Origin of the sequence: Spirillospora sp. NPDC046719 (genome assembly GCF_040645715.1) — a bacterium.
Lineage (GTDB): Bacteria > Actinomycetota > Actinomycetes > Streptosporangiales > Streptosporangiaceae > Spirillospora.
Genome location: NZ_JBEYYT010000567.1, coordinates 1 through 5,121, shown reverse-complemented (window position 1 = coordinate 5,121; position 5,121 = coordinate 1). Strand labels below are relative to the sequence as shown.

General features: G+C 73.3%; 8 protein-coding genes. 1 reads left to right on the top strand and 7 read right to left on the bottom strand.

Annotated features, from left to right (window positions below):
• Positions 1-137: NAD(P)-binding domain-containing protein (locus ABZ914_RS46180; protein ID WP_500201008.1), on the bottom strand; the 137-nt coding region annotated here is incomplete at its 3' end.
• A 144-nt stretch (positions 138-281) separates the two neighbouring features.
• On the opposite strand from ABZ914_RS46180, the gene ABZ914_RS46175 reads away from it, so the two are divergent.
• Positions 282-1,310: an NAD(P)H-dependent amine dehydrogenase family protein gene (locus ABZ914_RS46175; RefSeq protein ID WP_500201007.1), complete on the top strand. Its 1,029-nt coding sequence runs from the start codon at positions 282-284 to the stop codon at positions 1,308-1,310.
• A gap of 22 nt (positions 1,311-1,332) precedes the next feature.
• Here the strand turns inward: ABZ914_RS46175 and ABZ914_RS46170 are convergent, their stop codons facing one another.
• The 6 genes from ABZ914_RS46170 to ABZ914_RS46145 form a co-directional block, all read right to left on the bottom strand.
• Entirely contained in the window at positions 1,333-1,797 is a 465-nt protein-coding gene (locus tag ABZ914_RS46170) for a hypothetical protein (RefSeq protein ID WP_500201006.1), read from the bottom strand.
• Between the two features lie 29 nt (positions 1,798-1,826).
• Positions 1,827-2,438 (bottom strand): TetR/AcrR family transcriptional regulator, encoded by a 612-nt coding sequence (locus ABZ914_RS46165; RefSeq protein WP_500201005.1) that lies wholly within the window; start codon positions 2,436-2,438, stop codon positions 1,827-1,829.
• Between the two features lie 150 nt (positions 2,439-2,588).
• Complete coding sequence (locus tag ABZ914_RS46160) at positions 2,589-3,881, bottom strand: amidohydrolase family protein (RefSeq protein ID WP_500201004.1); 1,293 nt, start codon at positions 3,879-3,881, stop codon at positions 2,589-2,591.
• Between the two features lie 10 nt (positions 3,882-3,891).
• Positions 3,892-4,209 (bottom strand): hypothetical protein, encoded by a 318-nt coding sequence (locus tag ABZ914_RS46155; RefSeq protein WP_500201003.1) that lies wholly within the window; start codon positions 4,207-4,209, stop codon positions 3,892-3,894.
• On the bottom strand, positions 4,206-4,634 hold the full coding sequence (locus tag ABZ914_RS46150) for a hypothetical protein (protein WP_500201002.1): 429 nt from the start codon (positions 4,632-4,634) through the stop codon (positions 4,206-4,208). The genes ABZ914_RS46155 and ABZ914_RS46150 overlap by 4 nt, the downstream gene beginning before the upstream one ends.
• On the bottom strand, positions 4,631-5,121 hold a 491-nt coding region (locus ABZ914_RS46145), incomplete at its 5' end, for an ABC transporter ATP-binding protein (protein ID WP_500201001.1). The genes ABZ914_RS46145 and ABZ914_RS46150, both read right to left, overlap by 4 nt.

The window sequence follows — 5,121 nt, the reverse complement described above, 5'->3', positions numbered from 1 at the left end:
GCCCGCGCCCCCGCCGCCTCGAGCGAGGCGCGCGCGGCGGCCGAGCGGCCCAGCGCGCGAACCTCGTGCCCCGCCTCGACGAGGCGTCCCACCATGGGGCGGCCCATCCGCCCCGCGCCGACGAACCCGATGCGCATCCCTGCCTCCTCGTCGCTCCCCGGTCTGCCGACCGCGCGCCCGACCGCTGCGGACATTGACCGTCTCAGCCTGAGAGATTAGCATTCTCGAAATAGAGAATAGGAGTCTCGCATGGCCATCGCGCACCTCGCCGGGCGGTCCTCGTGAAGCACCGCGTCGTCCAGTGGGCCACCGGGAACATCGGCGCCCGCGCCCTCCGCGGCGTCATCGAGCATCCGGCGCTGGACCTGGCGGGCGTGTACGTCCACTCGCCGGACAAGGCCGGGACGGACGCCGGCGAGCTGTGCGGCCTCGGCCCCACCGGCGTCACCGCCACCCGCGACGCCGGCGAGATCCTGGGGCTCGGCGCCGACTGCGTGCTCTACATGCCCCGCGCGCTGGACGTCGGCGAGGTGTGCCGGCTGCTGGAGTCCGGCGCCAACGTCGTCACCACGCGCGGCGAGTTCCACCACCCGGGCAGCGTCCCGCCCGAGGTCCGCGAGCGGGTCGAGGCCGCCTGCGCGCGCGGGGGCACCTCGATCCACAGCACCGGGAGCAGCCCCGGCTTCATCAGCGAGGCGGTCCCGCTGACACTCGCGTCCATCCAGCGGCGGCTCGACGGCCTGACGATCAGCGAGTTCGCGGACCTCTCCCGGCGCGACTCGCCGGGCCTGCTGTTCGACGTGATGGGGTTCGGCAGGCCGCCCTCGGCGTTCGACGAGCGGCGGCTGTCCCACGGACGGGTCAGCTTCGGCCCCTCGCTGCGCCTGGTCGCCGACGCGCTGTCGATGCCCCTCGACTCGCTGGAGGCGGACGGGGAGGTCGCCACCGCCCGCCGCGCCGTCCGCATCGCCGCCGGCGAGCTGGAGGCCGGCACGGTCGCGGCGCAGCGGATCACGGTCTCCGGCGTCCGCGACGGCCGGGCGGTGCTGCGCTTCCGCGCCGTCTGGTACTGCACCGCCGACCTGGACCCCGGGTGGGACGTCCGCGCGACGGGCTGGCACATCGCGGTCGACGGCGACGCCCCGCTCGACATCGACATGCGCTTCCCGGTGCCCATCGAGCGGATGGCCGCCGTGTCCCCCGCCTACACGGCCAACCGCGCCGTGAACGCGGTGCCCGCCGTCTGCGCGGCGCGGCCCGGCATCCGTACGACGGTCGACCTGCCGCACATCCTCGCGGCCCTCGGCTGATCCGCCCTCGGCTGATCCGTTCTCAGGCCCGGACCGGCTCGCGCCTGCGGAAGAACTCGGTCGCGCCGGCGGCGTCGGCGGGGACGCAGGCGGCCGCCATGGCCTGGGCCTTGAAGGCGCGCGCGGCCACGCTGAGCCGGTGCGGCAGCCACTCGCCCTCCCCCGGCCCCTCCCCGGCGGGGCCCGCCGGCTCCGCCGCGGGGGCCGTGCCGTCCCACAGCGTGATCTCCACCAGCTCGTCCAGGGCCCGCGCCACCATCCGGCGGACGCGCGGGTCCGATCCGTACAGGCCGCCGCAGACCGCGATGGCCCGCGGCCGCGGGCCGCGGACGGGCGAGGAGAGGGCGCACTGCAGGTCGGCGGGGCGGGCGCCGAGGATGCGCAGCGGGCGGGGGTCGGCGTGGTCCGCGGTGAGGACGGTGACGTCCCACCCGGCCGCCACGCGGTCGAAGAGCCAGCCGCCCGCGCAACGGACCGCGTCCGCCATGCTCGGCGCGACGACCAGGAGGCGGCTTCTCAGCGAGAGTCTGCGGGCGGGGCGAGCTGCCGGGCGAGCGAGTCGGTGTACTCCTTGAAGACCTCGGTCAGCGGAATCGAAGGGTCGAGCAGCCATGATGCCTCTATCCCGTTGAGAAAGGCGGCGATCTCCACGGCCTTGACGGCCGGATCCAGGTCGGTGCGGTACCGGCCCGTGCGCTGGCCGCGCCTGATGGTCTCGGCGATGGTCTCGACCGCCGCGCGGTGCCGGCCGAGGAACCGGTCGTGCAGCGGGGCGGCGGGGTCCAGGTTCTCCATCTGGAGGACCGCGAACATCCCGATCAGGTCCGGGGTCTCCTCGAACCGCCGGGGAACCTGGCGCAACTGCCCGACGATGTCGTCCGACGTCCGGTCCGCCCTGGCGTCGTCGTGGGCGTCCCGGACGTCGAGCGCCGCGTTCAGCAGGTGCTCCTTGGACTCGAAGTGGTGCAGCAGGCCCGCGGGACTGACCCCCGCCTCCCGGGCGATCTGGCCGAGCGTGATGCCGCGCCATCCGTAGGTGCGCAGCAGCCGCTGCGCCACCGCCAGGATGAGCTGCCTGCGGTCCTCGCCCTTGGCGAGGAGCGCGGCGTACGGCCGCTGATCGGTCACCGGACCCCCTCCGCAAAACCTACTGAAGGTACATTAGGTTGGTTTGCCGCGTGTGACAAGGGTCACTCATCGGTAACCTGCGGGCCGGCCGCGCCCCCTCGCCGTCCGGTGTTCTCCGTGGCCTGCGGTCCGCCTACGCGCCCGTCCCGCTCACTGCGCCGCGGTGGCCGCGCGCGCCCGCGACCGGTACGCCTCCAGCTTCTCCTCCGGCGCGATCAGCCGGGCGCTGCGGGACTGGATGGAGACGTCGTGGCCCTCGGCGGCCTTGCGCAGCGCGCCGACGGTGGCCTGCTCGCGCGGGATGTGGCTGAACGGGTCGAAGTGGTACCAGCGCATCGCGTTCTGGTGCGTCATCTTGTCGATGTCGTCGTCGGGCACTTCGCAGCGTTCCAGCACCTCGTGCAGTTCCTCGGGGGCGCCGGGCCACATCGAGTCGCTGTGGGGGTAGTCGGCCTCCCAGCAGATGTTGTCGATGCCGATGTCGTGCCGCAGCCGCACCCCGAGGGGGTCGCTGATGAAACAGGTGAGGAAGTGCTCGCGGAACACCTCGCTGGGGAGCTTGCCGCCGAAGTCCTGCAGGGTCCAGGTGGCGTGCATCTCGAAGGTCCGGTCGACCCGCTCCATGAAGTAGGGGATCCAGCCGGTCCCGCCCTCCGACAGCGCGATCCTAATGTCCGGGTACTCCTTGATGACGCGGGACCACAGCAGGTCGGCGGCGGCCTGCACGATGTTCATCGGCTGCAGCGTGATCATCACGTCCGGCGGGGAGTCGACGGCCGGGATCGACAGGCGGCCCGAAGAGCCGATGTGCACGTTGAGGATGGTCCCGGTGTCGACCAGCGCCTGCCACAGCGGGTCCCAGTGGTCGCTGTGGAAGCTGGGGTAGCCCATCGCCGCCGGGTTCTCGCTGAAGGTCAGCGAGTGGCAGCCCTTGGCCGCCACCCGGCGGACCTCGTCGGCGCACAGCTGCGGGTCCCAGATCACCGGCAGCGCCATCGGAATGAACCGCCCCGGATACGCCCCGCACCACTCATCGATGTGCCAGTCGTTGTACGCCCGCACCAGGGCGAGGGAGAAGTCGGAGTCCTCGGTGGCGAACAACCGCGCCGCGAACCCCGGGAACGAGGGGAAGTTCATCGACGCCAGGATCCCCCCGGCGTTCATGTCCTTCACCCGCTCGTCCACGTCGTAGCAGCCGGGCCGGATCTCGTTCAGCCCCTGCGGCTCCAGCCCGTACTCCTCCTTCGGCCGGCCGGCGACGGCGTTGAGCGCCGCGTTCGGGATGACGGTGTCGCGGAACTTCCAGACGTCGCTGCCGTCCTCGCGGTGGACGAGCCGGGGCGCGTCGTCCTGGTACCTCTTCGGCAGGTGGTTCACGAACATGTCGGGCGGCTCGATGATGTGGTCGTCGACGCTGATGAGGATCATGTCGTCGCGGTTCATGGCGTTCCCTTCAGTCGGAGGCGGGCAGCGGCTTGGCCGTCTTGAGGGTCATCGGGACGCCCCCGCAGGTGAGCTCGCCCGCTCCGGAGCGGGTGCAGAGCAGTTCGAGGGTCCCGGCAGCGTCGACGTAGCGCTTGCCGATGAGCGTCGCGGCCTCCCCTCCCCCGGAGGGCGCCGCCGCGTCCCCCTGGGAGGAGGCGGGCACCATCGGGCTGCCGCCGCAGGCGATCTCCGGCGCGCCCTCGGCGGGCGCGCGCACGACGATCACGCGCGTGCCGCAGACGGTGCTGGCGAGCTGGTCGCCGGTGCGCGGTGCCGGTGCGGTCATTTGCGGACCTCCCTCTCGAGCAGGCGGTCGGTGAGCTGGGCGATGTCGTAGGACTGCCGGGCCATCCAGAACCGCAGGAACCCGGTCAGCGAGTAGCGCAGGAACAGCGCGGACCCGGCGACGGCGGCGGTGACCCCGCCGAGGCCGAGCGTGATCGCGTCCCGCTGCAGGAGCGGGTCGCGGGTGCCGTGGGAGACGAGGTAGGCGGTCACCGCGAGCGCCACGCCGGCGGCCATCAGCACCGCGCCGAGGCGCAGCCACAGCCCGGCCCGGCCCGCCGCCGGGTCGGGGATCTTCAGCTCCGCCAGTTCCCGGACGAAGCGGTCCGCCCGCGTCTGCGCGCCAGGCGCCTCCTCCGGGGCGTCCGCGCCGCCGCCGCGCTCCTCGCGGCTCGGCTCGGTGGGTCTCGTCTCGGTCGGACTCATGTGGAACTCCCCAGGTAGAGAGCGGACAGGTCGGCGCGGAGCCCGTCGTCCGGACGCCCCCGCCGTTCGATCCGGCCGCGCACCAGCACGGCGGCGTGGTCGGCGATCCCGAGGACGGCGGCGGCGAACTGCTCGACGACCAGCACCGCCACCCCCTGGCGGGCGACCTCGGCGACCTGCTCGTACAGCCGTCCGACGACCAGCGGCGCCAGCCCCATGGACAGCTCGTCGAGCAGCAGCACGGCGGGGTCGGTGGCCAGTCCCCGGGCGAGGGCGAGCATCTGCTGCTCGCCGCCGGACAGGGTCCCGGCGGTCTGCGAGGCGCGCCGGGCGAGGACGGGGAACCGCGCGAAGGCGGCCTCCTCGATCTCCGCGCGGCCGCGGCCCGTGAAGGTCATCATCAGCAGGTTGTCGCGCACCGAGAGGTTGGGGAACACGCCCCGACCCTCGGGGATCAGGCAGACGCCCGCGCGGGCCAGGTCGCGCG